Raw genomic sequence first — 23,615 nt, forward strand, 5'->3', positions numbered from 1 at the left:
TTTCGCTCGTTGTTCAGTTTTCAAAGAACAATTACTTTTTCAACAACGCCTATTATCTTATCATGTCAGCGTTTGTTATGTCAAGCTCTTTTTTTCTTTCCTGCAAAACTTCTTCGTATGTAGGAAAGTTATTATCGCTTGTTTGTTTTGTTCGTTCCGTCCATCTCTCTCGGCCGGAATTAGAATATACCATGCAGTTAATCTACTTGGCAACCCTTTTTTCAAAAAAGATTAAATTCATTTAATAGCGCTAACTTATTACGATAGAAAGAGTCTCCCCTCCGCGTCTATTGCCATTGAATCACTTAATGAAGCTACAGGTTGGTGAGTCTGATTTGGGGTGCTGCGTCCCGGCATGGTACACTCAAACTAACAGCAGCAGATACCCGGCAGAAGCCGGAAGGATTGGAGTAATAACATGCGAATGAACATTCTTGTAGCAGATGATGATCCGTCGATTCGGACACTGCTTCGTTTTCTACTAACTAAAGAAGGCTATTCGGTCTTAGATGCCATGGACGGTGAGGATGCTTCCAAACTCATTGAGCACGAACAGATCCATCTGGCGATTATTGATATTATGATGCCGAACAAAGACGGTCACCAACTATGCAAGGAAATTCGGGAGCATTATGACATTCCCGTAATTATGCTGACCGCCCGCAGTGGAATTGATGACAAAGAGCTTGGCTTCCTCTCGGGAACGGATGACTATATGGTGAAGCCTTTCGAGCCCAAGGAGCTCTTATTTCGAATTAACGCCTTGCTGCGCCGATACCGGCTTGTCTCATCGGAGCTCATCAGGCTTGGACGGCTCACCATTGACCGTAAAGGCTATGAAGTCAATTTCGGCGAAGAACGAATAGAGCTTCCTCTTCGTGAATTCGAGCTTTTGTCTCAACTGGCCGGCAATCCTGGTCGGATCTATACGAGAGAGCAGCTTATTCAATTGGTATGGGGCTCTGACTATAGTGGGGATAGCCGAACGGTCGATGTGCATGTCAAAAGATTAAGAGAACGATTCGCCCCTTTCCGTGATGACTTTGTTATTACGACTGTAAGAGGTCTCGGCTATAAGCTGGAGGCGCAAGGATGAAGTCGCTCTACGTACGAATCGTCATTACCTTTATCTTCGTTGCACTTGTCAGCTCGATCGCCGGACTCTTTTTCACGAATGCTTATTATAAAGAAGAGCTTGTATCTGATAACGAGCAAAAAACATTTCAGACTGCCGTCGCAGTTCGTAACCTGTATGAACAAAATCCCCAAATGGACTTGGCGAACTATTTAACACAGCTGTCTGCATTAGGCTACCAGTTCCACCTCATTAATGAGCAAGGAGAAAAACATTCCTACGGTGCTCCGTTTAAGCATAACAATATGGGCGCAGAGCAATATCAGACGGTAATGAATGGGGAGATTTATCAAGGCATGAGTGTCGAGGATGATAAAGGGCTCAATTTATTCGCCTTCTTCGTCAATAGCCTTCAGAATACCGTCGGCGTCCCTCTGGACACTAATGAAGGAAAGGCTGCTTTATTCGTAAGGCCTGATCTGCAGCAGCAAATCGGGGAGCTGCGAATTATCGTAGCCGTGCTCCTCGGTGCAACCTTCGTGATCAGCTTGCTGCTCATTGTCGTTCTCAGTCAATTTATCGTCAGCCCCGTTAAGCATTTGACAGCTGCTACAAGAGAAGTCGCAGGCGGCAACTATGATTTGCAACAGCTTGCGACGAGGCGAAGGGATGAGATTGGTGATCTCGCACGCAACTTCTCTGCTATGGCTGAATCCATTAAACGTGCAGATGATATGAAGCAGCAGTTCGTAGCGAACGTATCGCATGAATTCCAGACGCCGCTCACCTCGATTCAAGGCCTTGCTCAAGCGGCCGCTGACTCTACTGTACCAAGAGAGGAATCCGAGCAATATATGCAAATCATTGCCGAAGAGAGCAAGCGTCTCTCCTCCTTAAGCAAGCAATTGCTCACTCTCGCAACGCTTGATCAGCAGAATCAACTGCACCTAACCTCTTTCCGGCTCGACGAACAAATTAGACGTATCCTCATTATGCTGGAATGGCAATGGAGCGAGAAACAAATGAATCTAGAGCTTATGCTGCCAGAGATGAGTATAGTAGGAGATTCCTCCCTGTTGTACGAGGTATGGCTGAATGTCATTGCCAATGCAATCAAATTCTCAGAGCCTAATGATTCTTTGCATATACAGCTTAGCCGCTCTTCATCCGGTGAAGTGTCCGTCATTATTAGAGATACTGGACAAGGCATTCCCGAAGCGGATCTGCCCCTCTTATTTGATCGCTTCCATAAAGCAGACAAAGCAAGGAATCGTACAATCGCGGGAAGCGGCTTAGGGCTGTCCATCGCACACAAAATCATTTCCCTTCATAATGGACAAATCACCGTTGCCAGTCAGTATGGGAAGGGAACGGAATTCACTATTGTTCTCCCCTCCCTATAGATTCAAGAGCCCGTACACAGCCATGGCTTGGCTATATGCGGGCTCTTGTCATTCGGCTTTCATTAATCAAAATTATAAAGGTTCTCTTCTTCGGCAATATTCTGGATATCCTCCGCCCCAATACTTATGAAGCGGTAGCCATCAGACTCTTGCTTCTTCAAAGCCCTTTCCTTCACGAACTTGGCGCTGCTCTCAGCAGCCTCTTCATCATAGAACAATACAATGCCATCCGTCTTGCGGAAGAGCAACTCGTCTCGGGCTTGGAATTGCCACGGGCCGACATACGGCTGATTGCTTACCGCACCATAATAATCAATGCTTTGTATAATTCGTTGGTAATACTCCTTCTTCTCTTCTTTCCAGTTCTCCTCAGGATTGCTGAATGCTGTAATAACCGAGACTTTAATCTGAGGATATTGCGGCTTGAGCTCCATCGCTACTTCACACGCCCATAGATCGAAGCCATATTGACCAGGGGTGATAATCCATTCCGCCCCTTCCTCTATGAGAGGAATCAGCTTTGCCTCAAGCGCTTTTTTTATATAAGGAATGTGCTTATGCTTCTGGTCATAGATTTGCAGCTCATGTGCGCGGTAGCCTGTTACAAGAATATTTTTCATTCTGATGCATCCCGCTCCTTCCTGTGCTCACTATAACAGGATCGGAATGATTCCGGCAGAGAATGTATGTTCCATCGTTATTATATCCTCATTGCATGATATGCCCTCTTCCTTTTCATAATAGAGATAGGTTTTGCGAATTTTCTAAAAAGAAGCTTGCCAAGTTATCTGTGGTCTAGGTAGAATCTATAAGGTTGCTTAATAAGCTCTACTAATTACAACGGGGGAAAGCAGAATGATTAAAAAAGAAATCGGGATACAAGATAGGCCGCCGCTCGGTCAGAGCTTAATGCTCAGTATCCAGCATTTGTTCGCCATGTTCGGATCAACTGTACTTGTTCCAAATTTACTAGGCGTTGATCCCGCCATTTGCTTGCTCATGAATGGTATCGGAACATTATTGTACCTGTTCATCTGTAAAGGAATGATTCCTGCGTATTTGGGATCAAGCTTCGCCTTTATCACACCGGCTGTTGCAGTAATCGGCAAATATGCTACAGTATCCGAAGGCTACGCCGCAGCGCTTGGCGGTTTCATTGCCGCAGGCGTCGTGTTCACCATCATTGGCATCATCATCAAATATGCAGGTACAGGCTGGATTCATGTATTGTTCCCGCCAGCTGCAATGGGCGCTATTGTCGCTGTTATCGGCCTTGAGTTAATTCCGGTCGCGGCTAGGATGGCGGGCTGGATACCGCCTGCGGATGCTCCCGCTACTTGGACAATAGATAAAGGAACGGTCATTATTTCGGTCGTTACGCTCTGTATAACGATCTTCGGCTCCGTGCTGTTCCGCGGCTTCATGCGTATTATTCCGATTCTGATCGGTATTGTGAGCGGCTATTTACTCGCATATTTTATGGGATACACTCATTTAGAAAGCGTGACAGCCAGCAATTGGATTGATTCTCCAACCTTCACCTTGCCTGTGTTCAGTTGGACAGCGATTCTAACCATCGTGCCAGCCTCACTCGTTGTCATTGCCGAGCATATTAGTCATCTGATCGTGACAGGCAACATTGTGAACAAGGATTTATCCAAAGAACCGGGACTTCACCGTTCTATGCTGGGCAACGGTATTTCCACTCTTATATCCGGCTTCGTCGGATCAACTCCCAACACAACCTATGGGGAAAATATCGGTGTTCTTGCTATTACTCGCGTCTATTCGGTATTCGTCATTGGCGGAGCAGCTGTGATTGCGATCGTGCTCTCCTTCCTCGGCAAATTCTCTGCTATTATTGCTGCAATTCCACCTGCTGTTATGGGAGGCGTCTCCCTGCTGCTATTCGGTGTTATCGCGGCATCAGGCCTTCGCATGCTCGTCGAGACGAAGGTCGATTTCAGTAAACCGACCAACCTTTACCTGACTACCATCGTACTCGTTACTGGCTTAAGCGGTGTTAAAGTGTCCATTGGCGACTTCTCATTATCAGGTATGGCGCTGGCAACTGTCGTCGCTATCGTACTTAGCCTTTTGTTCAAACTATTCGAAATAACGCGCTTGTCCAACGACTCCGAAGCATCGGAGCATTAGGACTGGAGCAGCAAAACAGATTAAAGAGGCTCTGCGGCAATCATGCTGCAGGGCCTCTTTTTTTGTATGATTCCCTGTCCTACAGGTAGATGAAAGTGCGGAAATCTTGCAAACCTAACCGTTTTTTCCATTGCTACCTGATTAGATATTGACTATATTAATTAGCAACCCAATAAATTGTAAGCGCTTATAAAAATTCATCTAAGAGGAGGGATACATATGCTCCACCGCTATTTGCTGAGACGATTCCAACGTTCGACGTTCAGAAGCAAGCTCGTCTTAACCTATGTCCTCATTATCGTCGTCCCTGTCATCTTCGCGTTATTCCTCTCTGGCTTGCAATTATACAAGCAGACCAATTCTGATTACGAGGATATTCTGAAGCAGCTTAATCGCCGAACGAACGTCACGATTGATGATTTTTTCACCAACCTCACGCGCAACTCCTTCTTTTATTTAACGGAGACCAGACTGAACACCATTATGCAAAAAACCAAGCCTACTTATGGCAAGCAGAACATAGACGATTCCAATTATATGCATAGCTCTCTAGAGCAGTTCGTCTTGATCAATGGCAATATTTCGATGATCTCCGTGCTCGCGCCTAACGGAAATATTTATGGCAGTAAGCCCGAGAATGCCGGAGAAATTGTAAATACCATTCATGCCATTGGCCAACAGAAGCTGAAGACTAGCAATTTCGTCGTATCAGTCCCAGATGGGACAAGCAAGCATAATAACGACTCGATCTCCATCACACGCTATTTATCCGATCTCAATATTAGGAGCAGTAAAGAAGGCTACGCAAAAATTGACGTCTACTATAAAGCTGTCGAGAACATGCTTGGCGGAATATCCACGGATAAAGACAAGAAGCTTGGCACGATTGTCATGTCGGGAGATACCATCATCTATGATTCAGAAGGACGTCTCAACCTCTCGAAGGATCTCCATGCGACACAGCTAATCTCTCGTTTCTCAGATCTAAATACCGACAATGAACATATTTCTCAGTTAGAGTGGAACAAACAAAGGTATATGGTTAGCGGAAGCATTAATAACGTAACGGGATGGAAGGTGATCCAGTTCATTCCCGTCAATCAAATCTACAATACATTTCTGAGCAATACGTTGAGTGATATCCTATTCAGCATACTGGCCTTAATTGCTGCTCTGCTATTCGCTTTTTTCTTCCATCACTATTTCATTAATCCGATCCTTAAGCTAAGCAAAGCGATGAAGACCATCGACGCTGAGCATTTGTATAAGGTCATGCCAACGAGCCATAGGGAAGATGAAATTGGACGCCTCATTAACAGCTACAATGCCATGATTGAACGATTGAAAGTAAGCAGAGAATCAGAGATTATGTCCAGCAATCTGCAAAAAACAGCGGAACTAAAAATGCTGCAGTCCCAGATTAATCCCCATTTTCTATACAATACGCTGAATGCCATTCATTCGATATCTGAGCTTCATCGGATCGATACGATCTCAACCATGACCAAAAGTCTATCCAGCATTTATCGCTACAACATTAAACATGGTGATGAAGTCACGGTAGAAAATGAATTGGAGCAGATTGAAAATTACATTAGAATCCAACAGATTCGTTTCTTTAATAAGTTTCATGTGGAATACGAGATTAGCGCTGAGGTCCGCCAGTATAAAATATTGAAATTTCTAATCCAGCCGATTATCGAGAATTCGTTCTATCACGGTCTCGAGCCTAAAGGCGGACAAGGCAAGCTAAAGCTGACTATCGAGCGACAAGGCCATTTTCTGACAATACAGGTTCAAGATAACGGCGTCGGAATGAAGGAAGACAAGCTCCTTGAGCTGCGAACACTGTTCGCACAAAGCGGTCATACCCTCAATAATGATCCGGGGCGCAATTTCGGCCTACGCAATGTTCATTCACGCATCAAATATTTCTATGGAGAGAGCTATGGGATCGAAATCACTAGCATCGAACAGGAAGGCACGTCTATTGCCATGCATATACCAATCAACAAGGAGCTGAGCAGCAATGAAAATCTTGGTAGCAGATGACGAGTTTTTTGCAAGAAAGGCTGTCGTACAAATGGTCTCCGACTGGGATAGCGATGTAGAGGTAACCGAAGCGGAGGATGGGAATGAAGCACTTGCTGCCCTGAGCAGCTCCTCCTACGATCTGGTTCTTACGGATATTCGGATGCCTGGACTCGACGGTATACAGCTGGCTGCCGAAATCCTTCATTATTATCCGGGAACAACAGTTATGATCATCAGCGGCTATGATGATTTCTCTTACGCCAAGGAAGCTATACGCTATAAAGTTGAGCACTATTTGCTCAAGCCAATTGATCGCCAAGAGCTCTACCCTTTGCTTGATACGCTGAAGGAACGAATGAATCTGTCTTCAGAATCAGCGAGAAGATTAGCTCTTGCCAACGCCTTGTATGGAGACAAAGATTCTCTGGTATCCTCTGCAAAGATTCATCATAGCCACTGGGTTCAAACAGCCGTATTCTGGCTTAACCCTATAGAGCATGAACGATTGCATAAGCTGATTGAGAAAGAGCTGGCTTCCCGGGGCTATGAATTTGTCATTATGGGGGATAAGCAGCATGAGCATCTATTAATCGCTATTTTACTGTGCGGATCAGAAGCCGACGCTTCACCTACAGAGCAGCAACGAAGCGGCATGCGCTCTGGATGCGAAGCCATCCTCCGGCAATTCGCTAAACATTCGAATAGCAGACTAGCTGCGGGCATAAGCCCCGTTACAGCTAATATTCGAGAGGTTGATGAAGCCTTCAAGGAGGCCAAGCTCGCTGCCCTGCAAAGCCTTATTATCGGTGAAGGAACATTGGTTAGCAGCAGTGAACTAGCAACGAACTATACCTATGATGCCGAGTTGGTTAAGGAATGGACCGCCGGCTTCACCCGTAAAGTAACGAGCTATCAGCTTCAAGAAGCCGAAGCGATGCTTCATTCCTGGATCATTGCCGCCTCCAAGCAGCCCTGGTCTGTGTATATGATTCAGGATTGGTTCGCTGCTACGGTCAATCTTCTTAATACACTCATTGGGCGAACTAGCGAAGAGGCGTCCTCTGCCCCATTCATAGGCCAGCGCAGCTTATTCGAATATGCTTCAATTGATGCAATCGAGCAGGACTTAATCCAGCAGCTGCATGTCGTCGCCGAGCAATTGAAGCGAATGACCGACAAGCTGGATATCATCGACAGCATTAAGCATGAAGTCGATATTCACTATAAGCAGCGCATCGTGCTGGAGGATTTGGCCAAGCACAAGTACTTTGTCGATCCCAGCTATTTGAGTCGCCTTTTCAAAAGAAAAAGCGGCATGGGCTTCGCCAATTACTTATTGTCAGTGCGCATGGAGAAGGCCAAGCAATTGCTTGAGTCCAGCTCAGAGCTGTCTGTGTCCGACGTGGCGAGCGAGGTCGGCTTTAATGATTACTCCTACTTCATCCATATGTATAAGAAATGCTACGGCGAAACGCCAGGCAAATCCAGAAACAAGAGCAACGATGATTCCGATAGCGCGAAGTAAGCACGTCAGACGATTATTGAACAGTTTTATCCTATACAGAGGGTCAGTTCTTTCCTATTTTTATCGACTTGCTCCTTGCTACAATAAGACCTATACACCAAGCATAAATACAAAAAGGGAGCTGAGTACATGAAGAAAAGAATGTTAAAGGGCGGTATCGCCACTCTAGTATGCCTTAGCATGATTACCGCAGCAGGCTGTTCCAGCGGCAATTCTGAAAGCGCAACCAATAATAATAAACCAAATGGAACTGCCGGCGCAGGAGACAACAAGGTCAAAATTGAGTATTTCCAAATGAAAACAGAGGCAACGGAAATCGTTAATGAGTTAATTAAGAAATTTGAAGCGGATAACCCGAATATCATCGTGGAGCAGAACAACGTCCCGAATCCAGAGAATGTATGGACGATGCGAGTATCGACAGATGACGCACCAGCTGCTTTTACCCACTACCCTCATAATTCCGTTTTTCAGAAAATGGCTCTGGAGGGTCGTGTGTTAGATCTGACTAATGACCCGCTAATGGCGAATGTTCAGCCTGCTATCGCAGATTTGAGTAAAATCGGAGGCAAAAACTTTCTTGTTCCAATCGGGCTCGCAACACTGGGCGTCTATTACAACAAGGAAATTTTCGAGAAATACAATCTTCAGCCTCCAACAACCTATGACGAGCTCATCCAGCTGGCAGAAAAGCTGAAAGCAGAAGGTGTTACTCCATTCTACTTCCATGATAAAGACTTCAATGGCATTCGGCAGGAAGTGGTCTATAAGATGGGGCAAACGATGCCGAATATTGAGCAATTTCTCGATGACGTCATGAACGGCAAAGCACATATTACCGACAATGCTGACTTCAAGCCTTTTGCTGAATCCCTGCTCAATCTCCGCCAATACGGACAAAAGGATCTAATGGGAACAGGCTACGAGGATGCGCTTCGTGAATTCGCGAATGGCAAAGCCGCTATGTGGTTTGCAGGAATCTGGGCAATTAAAGAAATTAAAGAATCCAATCCTGATCTGAATTTCGCTCTCTTCCCGCTTCCTACCGTCAATCCGGCAGATCTGAAGACACAAGTATCCGTGGATACAGCAATCGGCATGCCGGCAGGCGGCAAGAATGAAGCTGAAGCTAGAAAATTCCTTGAATTTATGTCTTCCAAAGAATCGGTAACGACTTATTTGGAGGTTGGCGGCTATCCATCCGGCATTAAAGAGGTCGAAACTGGGCTGCCTGAGATCAGTATGCTAACAGAGCTCATTACAGACGGCAAGGTTTATCCGACAATTGAACGCCTGTGGCCGCCAGGAACGAATGCTGAAGTAGGCAAGGCTACGCAAGAGATGTTCGTGACGAAAGATATCGATCAATACCTCAAAGCTCTTGATGGCATCTTCTTCAACAAATTCAATCAATAACGAAGAGCGAAGAAGACGGGAAGGCCTTGGTCACTGAGCGCTCAAGGCGTTCCCGCTTTTTTGTCAGATGGAGGTCGATTATGAACACACGAAACATTAAGCCCGGCTTTACATTCGTCTTATTAACGATTCCTGCGGTATTGCTCTATGCGGTCTTCTTCCTAGCTCCTGTCTTCATCGGGCTCTACTACAGCATGACGAACTGGGATGGCTTCTCTTTAACCTACGATTGGGTCGGCCTGAAAAACTATATCGCTATTCTGCAAGACAAACGGTTTATGAACGGTCTTACCTTCACCCTTCTGTATACGTTAATTATTGTCATAGGCAAGCTAGGCATCGCTTTAATACTTGCATTATTGCTAAGTCAATCCTTGAAGCTCCGCGGACTATTTCGTTCGATTTATTTTTTCCCTGCCGTATTAAGCATGATTACAGTCGGTATGATGTTCAATCAGTTTTTTTATTCCCTCTTCCCGCCAATCGGTGAAGCTCTCGGAATCGATTGGTTATCCCGCAATATACTCGGCAATAAAGATACCGCCATCTTCGGCGTTGCGTTAACGAATATATGGCAAGGCTTTGCTGTCCCTATGGTTATTTTCATAGCGGGACTCTCAAGTGTACCTAAGGATCTCAAGGAAGCCTCCATTATTGATGGAGCATCTCCTATTCAACGATTCTTCTCCATAACGGTTCCCTTCTTAATTCCGATGCTTACCGTAAATGTGGTGCTCGCGATTAAAGGCGGACTTACGGTGTTCGATTACATCGTTGCAATGACGAATGGCGGACCATCCAAATCAACCGAATCGCTAGGCTTCCTCATCTATGAGCATGGTATGAGTGAGATGAAGTTCGGGTATGGGACGGCAGAAGCTATTTATGTATTCTTATTAATCGGTCTTATTTCGTTCATTCAGATTAAGCTGCTTTCAAGGAAGGAGGTTGGACAACAATGACCCAGCGACTGCCTCTTCGTATACTCAGCTACACATTCCTTGTCATCGGTGCGCTATTCATTCTGGCTCCGATCTACTTGACGGTTGCTATTGCCATGAAGACAAGAGCGGAGACGAGCAAAAGCTTCTTCGCCCCACCCTCCAGCCTGTACCTTGATAATTTCATTCAAGTCATTAATAAAGCGCATTTCTGGAAGATCTTCCAGAACTCTATCTTCATTACTGTAGTCGCTCTGCTTATTATGGTAATAGCTATTCCGATGGTATCCTATGCAATCTCCCGCAATATGAATAAAGCTTATTACAAGTGGGTGTATACCCTCATTCTAATGGGCATATTTGTACCGTTCCAAGCCGTTATGCTGCCTATTTACAGACATATGGGCAATATGGATCTGCTTAATCAGAGCGGGCTCATTATTATGTATGTCACCTTATCCTTTGCACAGGGTCTATTCCTTTGCGTCGGATTTCTCAAGAACATCCCGCTTGAGCTGGATCAAGCCTCCAAAATTGATGGCTGCGGCGTATGGCTGACCTTTATCCGGATCATCTATCCATTGATGCTTCCTATCATTGCGACGGTTCTCATTCTTAACAGCCTATGGATGTGGAATGACTTTCAGCTGCCGCTTATTATGCTGAACCGCCATCCTGATTTCTGGACACTGCCTTTATTTATTTATAATTTCAAATCAGAGGTTAGTTTTGATTACAGTCTGGCATTCGCTGCTTTCACTCTTTCCATGGCGCCAATTACGATTCTATATGTCTTTACACAGAGATACATTATCGGAGGTCTCACGGAAGGGTCCATTAAATAAAACATTAGCAAGGGGAATATCCGTATGAAAGCGATGACCTTCAATTTGCGTGTCGATACGCCAATCGACGGTAATAATGCTTGGCCTTACCGCAAGCACACTGTTGCAGAACTAATCCAAGAAACGAATCCGTCGGTACTCGGAACACAAGAAGGCAGATACGGAATGCTCCATGACCTGGACGGACTGCTGCCTGCCTATAGCCGTATTGGTGAAGGCCGCGCTGGCTATGAGAGCGGTAACCCAACATATGACGAATGCTGTGCGATCTATTACAAGCATGAAGAGCTTATTCCTGTTAAGCAAGGTCAGTTCTGGCTATCCGAGACGCCAGACACTCCAGTCAGCAAGAGCTGGGATAGTGATTTGCCACGGTTCTGCACCTGGATCTGCTTCGAAACGAAGGACCCAAGCGCAACCCGCTTCTATGTCTTCAACACGCATTTCGATCATTTAGGGCAACAGGCGCGGGAAGAAAGTGCGAAGCTGCTCATTGCACGCATCAAGCAAATCCGGGATGAAGAAAGCCTTCCTGTTCTTCTCATGGGAGATTTCAACGCCGAGCCCGATAATGCCGCAATTTTATCGCTGCAACAAGCGTTTACGGATGCTTATTCCCTTTTGCAGGAGCCTGTGGGCCGTACCTTTCATGATTTTGAAGGCGGTACCCAAGGCGAGCCTATTGACTACATTTTCACCACCTCAGACATCGAACTGACAGAAACGATCGTAGATCGCAACCAGCGTGACGGAAGATATCCTTCCGATCATTATTCAATTGCTGTGACCGTTAATCTAACTTAATTTTTAGCTTAACTTAGTACAAATAGGAGAACCACGTTACTCTTTCTTATCTAGAGAGATTTATCGTGGTTCTCCTGCTCTATCTTGGGTAATAGACATTTAGAAAGATGCGGAGGAAACAACAGATGAGGCATTATAAAGGTTATATATTCGACTTGGACGGTACTATTTATTTGGGACAATATGCTATCCATGGTGCGGTTGAGACCGTTAACCGTCTGCTTTCTGAGGATAAGAAGGTGCTGTTTCTTACGAACAAGACCATTGATTCTAGGCAAAATTATGTCACGAAGCTTAATGGCCTCGGAATACCTGTTACGCTCGAAGATATCTTGAGTCCTGTTGTTGTTACGCTCAGTCTGCTGCAAGAGCATCATCAAGGTCAAAAAGCCTATGTAATTGGTGAACAGATTTTCAAGGATGAGTTGGCGCGTGAAGGCATTATCTTCGCTGCTACACCAGCTGAGACCGATGTAATTGTCCTGTCTTGGGATCGCAATTTTCACTATGATCATTTGAACTTCGCGTATCAAGCAATCAAAGGCGGAGCGCATGTCATAGCGACTAACCCGGATAGAACATGCCCGATGCCTGGTGGTGATGTCCCCGACTGCGGCAGCATCATTGGTGCCATTGAAGGAGCAACAGGCATGAAAATTAGCGATATTGCCGGCAAGCCATCCAAGCACATGGCGGATGTGGCTCTTGATGTCCTGAACTTAACGGCAGCGGATTGCCTGATGATCGGTGACCGTCTGGAGACGGATATTTATATGGGGAAAGTATCCGGTATGCATACCGCTCTTGTTCTCACTGGCGCCTCCACTCCTGAAGATGTCTCACAGGCAAGCCATTTGCCCAATTACGTACTAAACTCCGTTCAAGACTTATATGAAATCGCGAATTAATATAGGGCAACGATGACAAGCTACATTTATAGATCATAGATAATAAAGGAACTTGTTAGGTTGAAGAAAGGCGTGAAGGTTCATGGAAAGCATCCATATTGACTGGCTCTCTATCATTATCCGACTGCTTATTGCTGCGCTACTAGGCGGTATAATTGGTTGGGAGCGCGAGCTCCGCAACAAACAAGCAGGCTTTAAGACCAATCTGCTCGTATCCGTAGGATCGTCACTTATTATGCTGACCTCAATTTACGGCTTCGGTGACCTTATTGATCATCCCAATGCACGCTTCGATCCAGCGCGGCTGTCAGCCCAGGTCGTTAGCGGTATCGGTTTTCTCGGAGCGGGTGCGATCATGCGCCGTTCCAATCACGTATCCGGTCTTACGACAGCGGCTATGCTGTGGGTTGTCGCAGGCATTGGCTTAAGTGTCGGAGCTGGCTTCTACGTTCCGGCTGTGGCTACCACGGTTATCGTCGTTGCCTGCACCGTTATTACACGAAGACTGGAAAATAAATATGTCATGACAAGCGTAGACGGAACGATGCAAATTTCAGTCAAAGAGGATGTACTCAATCTGCAAAGCTTGAGAAACATTCTGGAGAAGGATCATTTCGAGATTCATAACGTCTCCGTTACTCGTCATGACAAATATGATACCTCCTACAAAAGAATAGCTGTAGATTGCAGCATCCGTCTTAAAAATAATTTAGATATCTTGCCTCTTATGGAGCGATTCGAGCAATTGGATGGGGTTATGGAAATTACATTCGATTGGAAGGGCAGATAATCAGAGTTAACATGCAAAAAGTATTTGCTGACTCTCGTCATAATAATAATTGCCAGCTACAGTGTTAGACTGAACACAATAATAGAAGCAGCGGCAGCCGCGGACGTGAACATTAAGTCCTGAGCTGCCGCTGTTTTATTGAACCAACGACACTAATTATTTTGTTCAACCGCTGATGGCAAATCACCGATCTTAAGCATTCGTTGCTGTTTTCCATACAAACCAGCCAACGCAGCGGCAATCGCCATAAAGATTGCGCTGGATGCCACGCCAATTTGCAAGCCGTACCGTTCGACCACCACTCCTCCAACGATGGGACCGATAATCTGTCCAGAGGCAAAAAAAGCAGTGGCTATGCTGAGACATGCCGCATACGCGTGGTGAGGGACATGACGACGAAGAAGCGCAGTCGTCATCAGCGGCGGGGTAATAAAGGCAACGAGTCCAATCGTTGCAGCTCCGAGCACAGTAAATAGCATATTATTGGTCATTACCCCGCTAACACCGATCGTCCCCATGGTTAACCCCGACGCAAGCGTATACCCGCTCGGCCAACGGTCAATGGCTTTGCCTCCGATCCATCCGTTAAACAAACCCGCAAATCCAATTCCAGACCATATTAACCCGGCATAAATGGACGGAATGCCTTTGCTTACCAGATACGGAATTAAATACGTGAAATAAATGATGTATCCTGATCCAAAGAAGAAATAGGAAGCGATCAAGAACAAGAGCTTATTCGGATTTAACAGAAGACGATACACATTTTCGCTTTCATTGTCCTCTGGCTTCGATTCGGTTTGCGAGGGTATTGTCTCGGCTCCCCTCTTTCTGGTAACGAACTCAAAACCTAAAGCGGCAATTACTCCGAATACGCCCATGGCCACCCAAGCATATCGCCACCCCTGAATGTATGAAGGATCTATGGTCAAGGGAGCGAATAAACCCGTCATTAGAATACCGGCAGATCCCCCCAGCCATATTAGACCCGATGCCACTCCTCGTTCCTCCGGTCGAACGGCATCCATAGCGATAGACAGGACTAACACTGTAGCGCATGCCGATAACAAGCCAATGGCGAACCGCCAAAGACCAAGCTGGAGGAAATGCTCACTGCATGCTGAGCCGATTAACGTCAATCCGAGCAATAAGCATGCCATCCGATTAATGATAGGCTTGCGTTGTGGGAACCGCGAGATCAGAGGAGAAAGACATAATGTCCCGAGCAAATAACCGATAAAGTTGACTGTCCCCAATATGCCAAGTTGTCCATAGCTCCCCCCGATCACCCTTTGTATCCCAGGCAAGAACATGCCATAGGAGAGCCGGGAGAAGCCGAGTATGACGACAAATAATAACGATGCCCATAGCGTAATCCAATTCAATGCGGATTTTGTCCCCATCCCCCCATCTACCTCCAAAATAATAAATTGACCCTATTGTAAAATCCCGGAATTATTTTGTAAAATTAAATGATATTAATAAATAGTTCGATTTTCTTAAAGAAAGGTGATGGAGATGGATCTTCGAGCTTTAAAGACCTTCGAAGCTTGTGTGCGCCTAGGATATTTTCTGAAAGCCGCAGAGGAGCTCCAATATGCTCCCTCTACGGTAACCCTTCAGATTCAGCGTCTCGAAGCTGATCTGGGCGTTTCTTTATTCGTGCGTGACGGAAAACGAGTAATCGTAACCGAAGCTGGCCGATGGCTCTATCATGAGTCCTCGGCTCTACTGAAATCGATCGGAGCCATGAGGCAGACCGTCTCAGATATTGCTGTGGGCGATAACGGCTTGGTACGTTTTGCCGCTATTGAGCCCGTCGCAAGCCAACAGCTTGCCCTCGTTGTGGCTGACTTTTGCAGGACTAGACCGAAAGTAGAGCTAACCATGGAAGTAAGCGGCAGCAGATCCATTGCAGAGAGGATTCGGGCCGGCGAACTGGAATTCGGCGTTTGCTCGTCCCCACCTTCGAAGCTCATGCTGGAGTTTGAGCCGCTTATTGAGGAAAGATTAGGGGTCATGCTACATATAAATCACCCATTAGCCGATCAAGATAGCATCACGGTAAGCGACCTTGCTGGGCTAACCGTTCTAGTCAAAGAACCGACTTGTACTTATCGAGAGCTTTGGGACACGGCAATCTATCCAACTGGAGGAAGCCTGATCTCCTATATGGAGGTTGGAAGCTTCTTTGTCATTCAACAAATGGTTAAGGCAGAGTTTGGGATAGGGATTGTTCCAATTTACAGCAGTCTGGAACAGGAAGGCTCCTTGGTCATAAGACCTATAGCCGATTTGAATCCTGTCCTCACTATAGGCATTGCTTATAAAGACAAGAACTTATTAGGAAAAGCAACATTGATTTTAATGGAAGCGATCAGGGCATCCATGAACCAAAAAACACTTTAGTTTCACAAGAACATTATCCCCTAGAATAAAAAATCCGCGAGAATCGCGGACTATAATAAGATGGTCATCCGACATCTTGCACAACAATCTCCGCTTCGATGCCCATCTGTTCACATAGCTTAAGAATACGGCGCATGTCCTGTGTGCTGGTAATCCACTCGCAACCCAAGGTTGATGCCTCGTGAGCTGCCCATTGCAAGATATAAACTAAGGCATCCGCATGGGGCTCCTTCGTCGCGAAGTCCTCCAGCACCAGCGAACCGCCGCGAACCGAAGCACACACGTATGCCCAGTGCTGCTCGGCAAAGCTGCGGGCGACAAAATACGTTTCGCCATCCGAATTGACCTGCATGGTGAGGGCTTGCAGCCATTTTTTATAAGCATCAAATCCTGCCGGGGCTTTCAGGCTCCCCCATTCAAGTGAATCGGCCGCCAGCTTTTGCAATTCATCTTCCCCAGCTACAGGCTTCCACTGTTCACTAACAAAAGAACCTTGGGGAGTTGGTTTGAACCGGACTTGCCAGTTGCGTTCGCCAGTTGAGATGCCATCAGCATATAGCAATTCGGATACGGGAACTATGGCAAGACCTTTGGCGTGAGCATGGTGTACAAGCGATTTAACAGCCTGCGGTGTCTCTTTGGCGATTTCATTGGCATGAAAGATTAGAATCGATCCATTGACCAGCTTAGGTATCACCCGATCCACAAGCTCCCCGCTTGGAGGTCCCGACCAGTCGATCGTATCCTCCCCTTCGATAACCAGATAGCTCCACTCCCGGAGCCATTCCAAATTCTCCTCCCGATAAGAGGCGTAAGGAAAACGCATGAAGGTTGGAACCGGCCTTCCCGTTGCTTCTTGATAAGCAAGCTCAGCCAGCTTCAGCTCTTCTAAGAATACAGCTTTGGTCACATCCTCCATTCTGCGGTGATGGTAGGTATGCGTTGTCAGCTCATGGCCTCTGGCAAGCATTTCTCTCGCTTTTGCCGGGTAGCGATCGAACCACTCGCCCGTCATAAAAAATGTCCCACGCGCCCCTCCTTGCTCCAAAGCATCCAACCATGCCTCAATAGGAATTCGCATAGGACCGTCATCGAACGTAAAGGCACAATGAGCAACCGCTAGATTGCCCCGAGTTATTATCAAGCTTGTCATCATAATTCCCCCTTCTATGGTATCCTCTTCCTCAACGATACCTTACAATCTATTGTAAAATCGCGAGGAATGTTTTGTAAAATTGAATAATATGAACATATGGTTCGAATAACTCAAACAAAGAAGACAACAATGGATTTCTCATGTTCTACCTTCAAGTGCATAAATCAATTACTTTCATTACTGTATGACAAATTTCTACATTACTGTTGACAAAAGAAAGACAAATGTCCTATTCTAACTTAGCCAATGTGGACATTACTTACATAAGCACGACTATATTCAGAAAAGAAGGTGACTGGCATTAAAACTTTTTTCAGTACAGCTGGAAAAATAATAATGAGCTATGCAATAGTGATGATTATCGTCGTTGTTGCAGTAATCGGTTATATGCTGTTCGTACTAATGAATGGCAATACACTTGATATTATCGCAATGTCTGAAAGCAAGTCTCTTTTATACTGCCAAATCGGTGGCTTCATTCTAGTCTCATTAGCGATGTATACTTGGTTTGAACGGAAAAAAGGTTGGGATCTCGGACTCAAGCAGCCACATGCCGTACGCTATGCCATACAGGGCCTTCTCGCAGGAATTCTGCTGATCTCCGCTTCCTCGGTTATCATCTGGGCGCTTGGCGGCGTTAGCTGGGAATCCTCGACGTGGAATAGTACCTTAATTCTCTCGTTGCTGGAGGGCATTCTATTGTTCACCGCTGTGGCGATATCCGAGGAAATCTTCTCGCGTGGCTACGTGCAGGGCCTTGTTCGTTATCATTATGGCTCCATAACAGCGATGATTGTGAGCTCGATCCTATTCTCCTTATTGCATTTGGGCAATCCGAGCATACTCGATTCTCCCTTCCCTATACTCAATATTTTTTTGGCTGGCTTAATTATGGCTCTTGCCAGAGAAATCACAGGTGGGCTGTGGTGGCCAATAGGCTTGCATCTAACGTGGAATCTGTTCCAAGGCTATATTTATGGCTTCAATGTGTCAGGAACAGACCCTGTTCCCTCGGTATTGAGAGCAACGGACAATGGCCCAACGCTTCTATCAGGCGGCGCATTCGGAGCTGAGGGCAGCTATATTTCCACTATTATCTTAATTCTTGGTACGATAGCGGTATATTTCATTTATCGCAACAAATATACTGCGAATTCCTCTTCGTTATCGCGATAATAGCAGCCTGCCTTAATCCTACTGAAAAAGCCTGCAGCCTCCCAACTTTTGTTCATGTGAACAGAAGGGGGAAGCTGCAGGCTTTACTTTATTAATTCAATTTAGCATTCATCAGTTCGACCAGCTTAGCGAGCATTTGAGCCGTTTCTTCTCGCGTAGCCGTCTGCTTCGGAGCGAAATAAATACCTGGTTTGTTGCTATAAGTTATTCCTTGTATAATTCCTGCCCGCTGAATCAGAGTAACAGCATCACTGGCAAAGCTCCCGATCGAAGACTGGTCCGCGAATGGCTGAGCCGATCGGTCCGCTTCCAGCTCGTAGCCTATAGCTGCTGTGAACCGTACAAGCATTGCAGCAAGCTGCTCTCTCGTAATGCTCGCCTCTGGCTCGAACCGATTGTCCCCAACACCTCCAACGATGTTCTGCTGGACAGCCCATCCCACTGCCTTAGCGTAATAATCAGCAGATTGTACATCCGAGAAGCTTGAATGATTATACGCATCTAGATCAACGCCAGCAATACGAGCAAGAATTAGTGTAAAATCAGCCCTTGTCATCGTAGACTTTGGCTCATACAACCCTTTGCCAGTGCCGCCAATGATGTCGCGGGCTGCCAAATAGGTAATGGCATTCTTAGCAAAGCTGCGCTCCGTATCCTGAAAATCAACTTTGTTATAACCGGTCCCATAGCTGGACAAATAATTGATCTGGCATCTGATCATTCCCGAGGCTGCATCATATCCGCTATACGGCAAGATTCCCAGCTCTCCATCGCTGGTTATCGTATACATAACGATTGCGTTAGGATCTTCGCCTGCTCTTGGCTGGTACGGCCACTGCAGCAGAGCCGTCCCTCCTTGCAGGCTCGTTAATTCTGATCCTCCAACTGCAATTTTCACTTCCATGACAGTACGATTGCCGATTGCTGCAATCCATTTGCCCTTCGTTGCCTGATTAACTGTGCTCGGAACAGCTGCATCGCCCTCAGAGCTATGAATTGTAATTAGTATGTCACTTTGTGCCCCTGCGGAGGCAATCGCCGCCAACGCTTTTTTATCAAAAGACAAGCTTGCTCCTCCATTCACCTGCAAGGCAAGCAAGGATATCGTTTCGAGATCTGCCGCTCCCAATATTCCTTTCTCCAACCGCAAGGTCACTGCCTGCTGCTGGCTATTTGTTGTCAGCTTAAGGGATATTCCTTTCAGTTGGCCTGCCCCCGATTGATGGAGTGCCTCCAACGCTTTGTTCCACTGATTAGCCTTTATTGTAAAGGAGCTTTGCCCTAATGAATTCCCCTCGGCAGCAAGCTCCATCAAGGCCGTTGTCTTGCTACCGCTAGTTACAATGGTGAAGGCAGGTGGAGCTATAGGTGTAGTTGTCCCCGCACTTCCTCCATTGGAGCCTGTACTCCCTCCACTTGGAGACAGTACCGTTACTGTTGCCTCATCCTGTCCATATCCATCAGCACTTGTAACACTTATCGTCGCGTTTCCTTCAGAGACCGCTGTTACATAGCCCGATGAATCGACTGTTGCAACGTTTGGATTGGAGGAGCTCCATGTGAGCGCCGATTTCTCTAGCGTTGTCACAGCTGCGTTCAGCTTCACAGGAAGATCGCCTCTCGTAATGGATAAGCTGTTGCGATCCAAAGTCACCTTCGTCACATCCAACTGATATACCCCTACTTTGCCGCCGACTTCATAGGCAACGAGCAGCAACGGCTGGCCAGTCGGGCTGATCGATGCAGGAATGAACTCCAGACCTTCCGGTGCTGTGTCTGTATCCAGATTGACCTTGCCCAAGCTATCCTTGAATTGACGCGTATTCGTATAATTCACAAAGCTTGAATTCATAGGATCAGTCACATCATACGTCATAATGCCGCCAATTCGCTCAAGTCCTACGAATGCCAATAGCCTGCTGCCAACCTGCCCTACCTTAATGTCTTCTGGCTCAGGTCCCTTCTTGCCACTTCGGTCATCCATCGCAAATTTGCTATTGCTGGTGTTGAAGTATTCAGGCAAGCGCTGTGAAGTAATTCGCTCGAAATCACTTCCGCTATCATACACCTGATCCATCGTATCTGCCTCCCAGATGGAGAAGGAGCGTCCGCCATACAAATAAATGCCGTCCTGCCCCATATCGCTGGCAACCTCAACTCCATCATATTGCTTGGTGTTCTGCAGATAGGCATAGAGCTCAGAGGATGGGTCAAGCTTACCTTTGATTTTCCCAATAGTCGTGCCATTTTCCCTACCCGGCCACTCCGTTACGTCTCCTTCATTCGCCGTGAACAGATAGGTCTTGCCATTGATTGTGTGAGAGGTAAGCCCATCAGGCATATACATGCCAAAGAAAGGTACGTTCTCCAGCTTAATTGTATTATCCTTCTGGAGATCAAGTGCATGAAGCGGGTCATTGTAATCTTTCAGACCCAATCCCTTCACCGCTGTTATTTGACCTGCGGCAATATTAACGGTGGCTATTGCATTATTTTCTTGTAAGGCCACATAAGCGGTTGCCTGATCTTCCGACAGCGTAATATACTCCGGCTCCAGATCAAATATGGCATCCGCCTTCGTACCGCTTCCTGTAATTTTCCCATCTGCATTCGATATGCCTCGGATATGAACGTCATCCTCAATAACGGACGGATCATCGAATAACACATGCTGAACGGATTGCGTTACTGTATTAATAATCGTTATGCTCCCTTGCGGGTCTTCTCCTTGGATACGCGGCTCGGCTTCGTCGGCTGTGAGAATGTAAGTCCCATCTGCCGTTGATTTAATCATATCTGGCTGAACGCCTGCTGGATAAGCCTTGATTAAGTTGCCCTCATAATCCAGCACTAGTACCTTGCCTTGCTTGGTCGCATCCTTCTCCTGAACGGCTACAGAGATTTTTTTGGTTACAGTATTAACATCGACACTAGTCAAATCGCCATAAAGGAAACCCTCTGTTTCCGCAAGCGGCTTAATTAGAATGGTCTTTTCCTTGCTTAATGTCCCCGTTCCATTGCCTATGCTGACAATATCCAGGCTAGGTGGATCGCCCGCGCCATTTACCAAATAAAATTTCCCATTATCTTTATTGTATTTCACGATTTCGGCAACACCGCCATCACTGCTTGTCTTGCCAACTGAATATTCCCCTATTTTTGAGATGTGGATCGTATCTGCTATCTTCTCTTCCTCAGGTTTAACCTTTAACGAATAAGACTTCTTCGCGCTTACAGGCGTATAAGCACTATCCGTAACTGTAACCTCAAATATAGATTCTCCAGACACAGCGGGTACTCCGTTAAGAACCCCCGTCGTTTCTTCAAGGTTAAGGCCAACAGGAAGTCCTGTTGCACGATAAGCATATGGAGGTGTTCCGCCTTCGGCCGCAATGCTCACCGTATAAGGCAAGCCTATACTTGCATCCGCCAAGCTTGCCGTACTGATGACAAGCGGAGGAGCTAATACACCCCATGCGCCATCTGCACTGCTTCGCGGTTTTACAGCTGCTAGTCTATCTACACTTGCCGTCTCATAATCCAATTGCTCAAAATCTGTCTTGTTATTATCCGTATCGGCGAAGCCAACACGTCGAATGGCTTTTTTCTTAGAGGTTCCCCCTGTTGACCCTGTCGGATAATCCGTTTCATAGCCATCAATATCGCTGCCATTGTCATTGCTGCCGGTTCCCACCATATCCACATAACCCTCTGGCTTTAGTAAGTAGGGATTCTTTATCTCATCAGGCAGCTTATTCTGATTGCTCATCAGTACAACCTTAAGTCCCTTATTATTAATGAATTGTCCATCCCAGAATTGATCCGCTTTATTGAATAAGTCGATGACTGGGCTCGCCGAAGTCGTTGCTTCACCTGCAATTAAAAAGGAAGAATGGGCTTTAATCGTGCCCGATAGGTCAAGCTTATGCCAGCCGAGAGTTGGGCCTATCTCCTTCTTAGAGCCTCGATCTGCATATTGCAGCGACCACCCCGTCAAGCTCACATCATAATTTAAAGGGTTGTACAGCTCAATAAATCCATGAGAGTTAATACTACCGGAATCAGCAGTTAAACCTCCGCCATAGACTTGATTAATGATAATATGAGGCACCGATGCATCATATTGATTCAAAGCGTTGTAAGGAGTTCCAGCCAGGGACGACGGAGCGGCAGTCGCCGGAAGGCCTGCACCTCCCATAACCGTACTGGCAGTAAGCTCTACGGCTATAACTAATGACAGCATTCTCTTCATGTGCTTATTCAACAAAAACCCTCTCCTTACTTATTAGATGCATTATATTTATTCAACTAAATAGAGCCTTATTTCCTCCATCTTACTGTAAGGCGGGAATGTAAAGCAGACATTAAGGAATTACAAAGATATTGTGAATAGCAAATAAGCGTCGGCAGCTTTCACTGCCCACGCTTATCAGAATGTTAATATAAAAAAAGCCTTGCAACAGCAAGGCTTTAAATGTCATGTATGGAGCGGAAGACGGGAATCGAACCCGCGACCCTCGCCTTGGCAAGGCGATGCTCTACCGCTGAGCCACTTCCGCATACAATGGCTGGGGATTCAGGGATCGAACCTGAGAATGACGGAGTCAAAGTCCGTTGCCTTACCGCTTGGCTAATCCCCAACAAAGAATGGGGCGATTGAGGGGAATTGAACCCCCGAATGTCGGATCCACAAACCGATGCGTTAACCACTTCGCCACAACCGCCATAGACAAAACAAAACCCACCAATGTGGGTGTTAATCTCATATAAATGATTTTTCGCTGAATACCTCCCTGAATTCCTTCAGAAAAAAACAACGATAAATCCATCAGGTATTGCTACCCTGAAAACTGGATGCGAAAGAATTGAAGTCCTTTAAGCTTCGATGTGTTGGTCTACTCTACGAGTAAACCATAGTAGGATAAGCCCTCGACCGATTAGTATTCGTCAGCTGCACGCATTGCTGCGCTTCCACC

General features: G+C 46.2%; 17 protein-coding genes and 3 tRNA genes. 13 read left to right on the forward strand and 7 right to left on the reverse strand.

Annotated elements, in window-relative coordinates; all coding sequences use genetic code 11:
- The first annotated feature begins 418 nt into the window (after positions 1–418).
- Positions 419–1,096, forward strand: a complete 678-nt coding sequence (locus tag AC50YO_RS24625) for a response regulator transcription factor (RefSeq protein ID WP_494851136.1) — start codon at positions 419–421, stop codon at positions 1,094–1,096.
- Positions 1,093–2,478 carry a sensor histidine kinase gene (locus AC50YO_RS24630; protein ID WP_494851138.1) on the forward strand — a complete coding sequence of 462 codons (1,386 nt, stop codon included), beginning with the start codon at positions 1,093–1,095 and terminating at the stop codon, positions 2,476–2,478. Before AC50YO_RS24625 ends, AC50YO_RS24630 begins: the two co-directional genes overlap by 4 nt.
- Positions 2,479–2,540: 62 nt before the next feature.
- Here AC50YO_RS24630 and AC50YO_RS24635 read toward each other — a convergent pair whose 3' ends face one another.
- Positions 2,541–3,098 (reverse strand): SLOG family protein, encoded by a 558-nt coding sequence (locus tag AC50YO_RS24635; RefSeq protein ID WP_494851140.1) that lies wholly within the window; start codon positions 3,096–3,098, stop codon positions 2,541–2,543.
- 235 nt (positions 3,099–3,333) lie between these two features.
- Here AC50YO_RS24635 and uraA point away from each other — a divergent pair, with 235 nt between their 5' ends.
- From uraA to AC50YO_RS24680, 9 genes are all read left to right on the forward strand, one after another.
- A complete protein-coding gene (gene uraA, locus AC50YO_RS24640) occupies positions 3,334–4,635 on the forward strand; it encodes a uracil permease (RefSeq protein WP_494851141.1) in 1,302 nt (433 codons plus the stop codon).
- Between the two features lie 219 nt (positions 4,636–4,854).
- Entirely contained in the window at positions 4,855–6,687 is a 1,833-nt protein-coding gene (locus AC50YO_RS24645; protein ID WP_494851142.1) for a sensor histidine kinase, read from the forward strand.
- A complete protein-coding gene (locus AC50YO_RS24650; RefSeq protein WP_494851143.1) occupies positions 6,665–8,194 on the forward strand; it encodes a response regulator in 1,530 nt (509 codons plus the stop codon). Before AC50YO_RS24645 ends, AC50YO_RS24650 begins: the two co-directional genes overlap by 23 nt.
- Positions 8,195–8,323: 129 nt before the next feature.
- Positions 8,324–9,610, forward strand: coding sequence for an ABC transporter substrate-binding protein (locus AC50YO_RS24655; protein WP_494851144.1), 1,287 nt, complete (start codon positions 8,324–8,326; stop codon positions 9,608–9,610).
- 80 nt (positions 9,611–9,690) lie between these two features.
- Positions 9,691–10,572, forward strand: a complete 882-nt coding sequence (locus AC50YO_RS24660; RefSeq protein WP_494851145.1) for a carbohydrate ABC transporter permease — start codon at positions 9,691–9,693, stop codon at positions 10,570–10,572.
- Positions 10,569–11,396, forward strand: a complete 828-nt coding sequence (locus tag AC50YO_RS24665) for a carbohydrate ABC transporter permease (RefSeq protein WP_494851146.1) — start codon at positions 10,569–10,571, stop codon at positions 11,394–11,396. The genes AC50YO_RS24660 and AC50YO_RS24665 overlap by 4 nt, the downstream gene beginning before the upstream one ends.
- Positions 11,397–11,420: 24 nt before the next feature.
- On the forward strand, positions 11,421–12,200 hold the full coding sequence (locus AC50YO_RS24670; protein ID WP_494851147.1) for an endonuclease/exonuclease/phosphatase family protein: 780 nt from the start codon (positions 11,421–11,423) through the stop codon (positions 12,198–12,200).
- A 125-nt stretch (positions 12,201–12,325) separates the two neighbouring features.
- Positions 12,326–13,108: an HAD-IIA family hydrolase gene (locus AC50YO_RS24675; RefSeq protein WP_494851148.1), complete on the forward strand. Its 783-nt coding sequence runs from the start codon at positions 12,326–12,328 to the stop codon at positions 13,106–13,108.
- 82 nt (positions 13,109–13,190) lie between these two features.
- Positions 13,191–13,898 (forward strand): MgtC/SapB family protein, encoded by a 708-nt coding sequence (locus AC50YO_RS24680; protein WP_494851150.1) that lies wholly within the window; start codon positions 13,191–13,193, stop codon positions 13,896–13,898.
- Positions 13,899–14,050: 152 nt separating this feature from the next.
- On the opposite strand, the gene AC50YO_RS24685 is transcribed toward AC50YO_RS24680, so the two are convergent.
- Positions 14,051–15,301: a YbfB/YjiJ family MFS transporter gene (locus AC50YO_RS24685; RefSeq protein ID WP_494851152.1), complete on the reverse strand. Its 1,251-nt coding sequence runs from the start codon at positions 15,299–15,301 to the stop codon at positions 14,051–14,053.
- Positions 15,302–15,416: 115 nt separating this feature from the next.
- Here AC50YO_RS24685 and AC50YO_RS24690 point away from each other — a divergent pair, with 115 nt between their 5' ends.
- On the forward strand, positions 15,417–16,307 hold the full coding sequence (locus AC50YO_RS24690; RefSeq protein WP_494851154.1) for a LysR family transcriptional regulator: 891 nt from the start codon (positions 15,417–15,419) through the stop codon (positions 16,305–16,307).
- A 64-nt stretch (positions 16,308–16,371) separates the two neighbouring features.
- On the opposite strand, the gene AC50YO_RS24695 is transcribed toward AC50YO_RS24690, so the two are convergent.
- Positions 16,372–17,460: a polysaccharide deacetylase family protein gene (locus AC50YO_RS24695; RefSeq protein ID WP_494851156.1), complete on the reverse strand. Its 1,089-nt coding sequence runs from the start codon at positions 17,458–17,460 to the stop codon at positions 16,372–16,374.
- A 339-nt stretch (positions 17,461–17,799) separates the two neighbouring features.
- Here AC50YO_RS24695 and AC50YO_RS24700 point away from each other — a divergent pair, with 339 nt between their 5' ends.
- Entirely contained in the window at positions 17,800–18,639 is an 840-nt protein-coding gene (locus AC50YO_RS24700; protein ID WP_494851158.1) for a CPBP family intramembrane glutamic endopeptidase, read from the forward strand.
- A gap of 91 nt (positions 18,640–18,730) precedes the next feature.
- On the opposite strand, the gene AC50YO_RS24705 is transcribed toward AC50YO_RS24700, so the two are convergent.
- The 4 genes from AC50YO_RS24705 to AC50YO_RS24720 all read right to left on the reverse strand — a co-directional run bounded on the left by AC50YO_RS24705 (position 18,731) and on the right by AC50YO_RS24720 (position 23,363).
- Positions 18,731–22,903 (reverse strand): choice-of-anchor I family protein, encoded by a 4,173-nt coding sequence (locus AC50YO_RS24705; RefSeq protein ID WP_494851160.1) that lies wholly within the window; start codon positions 22,901–22,903, stop codon positions 18,731–18,733.
- Between the two features lie 220 nt (positions 22,904–23,123).
- Positions 23,124–23,198, reverse strand: a tRNA-Gly gene (locus AC50YO_RS24710).
- 6 nt (positions 23,199–23,204) lie between these two features.
- Positions 23,205–23,279, reverse strand: a tRNA-Gln gene (locus AC50YO_RS24715).
- Between the two features lie 8 nt (positions 23,280–23,287).
- A tRNA-His gene (locus tag AC50YO_RS24720) sits at positions 23,288–23,363 on the reverse strand.
- Between the last annotated feature and the right edge of the window lie 252 nt (positions 23,364–23,615).

This window comes from Paenibacillus sp. J22P59, from assembly GCF_059383895.1.

Excerpts from the sequence above, each read along its gene's own strand:
- AC50YO_RS24625 (WP_494851136.1), top strand. The coding sequence starts at position 419 with ATGCGAATGAACATTCTTGTAGCAGATGATGATCCGTCGATTCGGACA.
- AC50YO_RS24650 (WP_494851143.1), top strand. The coding sequence starts at position 6,665 with ATGAAAATCTTGGTAGCAGATGACGAGTTTTTTGCAAGAAAGGCTGTC.
- AC50YO_RS24695 (WP_494851156.1), bottom strand. The coding sequence starts at position 17,460 with ATGACAAGCTTGATAATAACTCGGGGCAATCTAGCGGTTGCTCATTGT.
- AC50YO_RS24700 (WP_494851158.1), top strand. The coding sequence starts at position 17,800 with ATGAGCTATGCAATAGTGATGATTATCGTCGTTGTTGCAGTAATCGGT.
- AC50YO_RS24665 (WP_494851146.1), top strand. The coding sequence starts at position 10,569 with ATGACCCAGCGACTGCCTCTTCGTATACTCAGCTACACATTCCTTGTC.
- AC50YO_RS24685 (WP_494851152.1), bottom strand. The coding sequence starts at position 15,301 with ATGGGGACAAAATCCGCATTGAATTGGATTACGCTATGGGCATCGTTA.
- AC50YO_RS24630 (WP_494851138.1), top strand. The coding sequence starts at position 1,093 with ATGAAGTCGCTCTACGTACGAATCGTCATTACCTTTATCTTCGTTGCA.
- AC50YO_RS24675 (WP_494851148.1), top strand. The coding sequence starts at position 12,326 with ATGAGGCATTATAAAGGTTATATATTCGACTTGGACGGTACTATTTAT.
- AC50YO_RS24680 (WP_494851150.1), top strand. The coding sequence starts at position 13,191 with ATGGAAAGCATCCATATTGACTGGCTCTCTATCATTATCCGACTGCTT.
- AC50YO_RS24670 (WP_494851147.1), top strand. The coding sequence starts at position 11,421 with ATGAAAGCGATGACCTTCAATTTGCGTGTCGATACGCCAATCGACGGT.
- AC50YO_RS24655 (WP_494851144.1), top strand. The coding sequence starts at position 8,324 with ATGAAGAAAAGAATGTTAAAGGGCGGTATCGCCACTCTAGTATGCCTT.
- AC50YO_RS24690 (WP_494851154.1), top strand. The coding sequence starts at position 15,417 with ATGGATCTTCGAGCTTTAAAGACCTTCGAAGCTTGTGTGCGCCTAGGA.
- AC50YO_RS24635 (WP_494851140.1), bottom strand. The coding sequence starts at position 3,098 with ATGAAAAATATTCTTGTAACAGGCTACCGCGCACATGAGCTGCAAATC.
- uraA (WP_494851141.1), top strand. The coding sequence starts at position 3,334 with ATGATTAAAAAAGAAATCGGGATACAAGATAGGCCGCCGCTCGGTCAG.
- AC50YO_RS24645 (WP_494851142.1), top strand. The coding sequence starts at position 4,855 with ATGCTCCACCGCTATTTGCTGAGACGATTCCAACGTTCGACGTTCAGA.
- AC50YO_RS24660 (WP_494851145.1), top strand. The coding sequence starts at position 9,691 with ATGAACACACGAAACATTAAGCCCGGCTTTACATTCGTCTTATTAACG.